The organism is Pseudomonas sp. P5_B2 (genome assembly GCF_056400445.1).
Genome location: NZ_JBFULH010001390.1, coordinates 1 through 639, shown reverse-complemented (window position 1 = coordinate 639; position 639 = coordinate 1). Strand labels below are relative to the sequence as shown.

1 pseudogene is annotated in these 639 nt (G+C 54.0%); it reads left to right on the top strand.

The window, feature by feature from the left end:
• Positions 1-92 precede the first annotated feature (92 nt).
• Positions 93-639, top strand: a pseudogene (locus AC1DRJ_RS31390) (hypothetical protein); the annotation flags it as partial.

Below are 639 nucleotides of genomic sequence, written 5' to 3'. Positions count from 1 at the left end.
GATCCGCTTGAGCTTCCTCAGGTCCTCGCGACAGTACATCCAGAACTAGAAGGAAAGAAAGGTTAACCCAATGAATACGGGGGCTAACCGCCATGAACATCCTTGCAGTTCGATCTGCTGTATCAAACACTGTTTCAAGTCTTACGTTTCCCGAGAGGCCGGCCACAAGGCTCGCCAAGCCGTATCACTTCAGGCGCAACGGGATTTACTACATGCGTCTCAGGGCTACAGGCAGCACCACTGATCTCGCTTCGGTTTCCCTGAAGACTAGCAACAGAAGGGAGGCTTTGGATGCCGTAGAGCTGCTCTCGGGCTTTGTCAGGACCTTTCACTTGGAGAACCCAGACGCCTCTTGGAGCAAGCTGAAGGAACACTTCCGGTTGGTCTCAGTGGAGCTATTTGAGGCAGGACGTGAAGGTGACGTTACGCAGATGTGGGGCGGATTGCATGATAGCCGCTCAGGCCCTGTGGGCGGCTCTACGCGACCCGTGAAGTCAGTAGCGAGCGTTCCTGTGTCCTTATCTGTAACAGCTCCTGCAGTAACCTTTGAGGACCTTTCAGCGCTCTATGTGGCTGACCGTGGGCAGGATCAGAAGGCATCGACCCTTAAGGAAACCAAGATTTGCCACGGGACAATTT